The sequence below is a fragment of the Streptomyces sp. NRRL WC-3549 genome (assembly GCF_000721935.1).
Lineage (GTDB): Bacteria > Actinomycetota > Actinomycetes > Streptomycetales > Streptomycetaceae > Streptomyces.
The window spans coordinates 25,527-26,599 of sequence record NZ_KL585413.1 but is presented as its reverse complement, the minus strand read 5'-3'; the positions used below and the strand labels follow the sequence as shown (position 1 = coordinate 26,599).

General features: G+C 69.0%; 2 protein-coding genes. Both read right to left on the bottom strand.

The window, feature by feature from the left end:
• The coding region (locus IH13_RS0120915; RefSeq protein ID WP_031086671.1) for a hypothetical protein at positions 1-274 on the bottom strand (274 nt) is incomplete at its 3' end.
• A gap of 264 nt (positions 275-538) precedes the next feature.
• Positions 539-778, bottom strand: coding sequence for a chaplin (locus IH13_RS0120910; RefSeq protein WP_324605193.1), 240 nt, complete (start codon positions 776-778; stop codon positions 539-541).
• Positions 779-1,073 lie beyond the last annotated feature (295 nt).

Sequence of the window (1,073 nt, the reverse complement as noted above, 5' to 3'; positions counted from 1 at the left end):
GCAGTCCACCGATCAGCGGGGCGGCCTCGGCCGCCACACCGGTCGTCTGGTCCGCCAGCCTGGCCACGGTCCCGTCTTCGTGGACCTTCCGGGTCGCACCGCCCACCGTGTCGACCACCGGGTCGAGGACCTGCGGAGCGCTGGCCATGAGGTGGTTGACGCCGGTGGTGAGACTGAGTGTGGGAGAGGTCGCGGGAGCAGCGAAGGCGGGCGCAGCCGTTCCCAGTGCGACCACGGAACCTGCGACGAACGCGGCGGTCTTCGCATACTTCACTTTCGAAATCCCTTCTGCAGCGGCGTGGGCTCCGGTCGCGTTCCCGCGCCGCACAAGCCTTCTGCGCCTGTGACGTCCACCGCTTTCACCAGGCATAACGAGCGACGGACGAGCCGGAAACTGTGTGATGCGGGATTTTTCGGAGGGAATTCGACGCACCGGGACGGACCGTGCGGGGGCCTTCGCCGCGCACGGGAAGACCCCGGACCGCGCATGCGGTCCGGGGCCTCACGTGATGAGCGGCCGGCTCGGCCGGAGAGCTGATCAGCCGTTGACGCAGGCGTTGCCGAAGGCCGGGTTCAGCAGGCCGACGACGTTGATGCTGTTGCCGCAGACGTTCACCGGGATGTGGACCGGGACCTGCAGGACGTTGCCCGACAGGACGCCCGGGGAACCCACGGCGGCGGCCTCGGCGCCCGCGTCGGCCATGGCCGGGGCGGCGGCGCCCAGCGCCATGAGGGTTCCGGCGGCGACGGCGGCAACCTTGGTGTACTTCACTTTCATCCCTTTCTGCTGCGGAGCCCTGGGCGGTCGCGTCTTTCGCGCCGCACGAGTGCCTGTCGTGAAATGCACTCGTGACTCCGAGCTGTCATACGTAACGATTGGCGGGCGGCGGCGAAACTCCATGGACGAGGTTTCCCGTGAATTCGCCCGAATGACACACGGCCGGGCCGCACGATGGAGGAGTGTCGGCGGCCCGGACCGGACCTGGGGGCCTGGATCAGCCGTTGCCGGCACCGTTGGCCGAGAGCACCGGGATGTCGTCCAGGATGTGCGACAGCGCCTCGTCGCCCTTGGC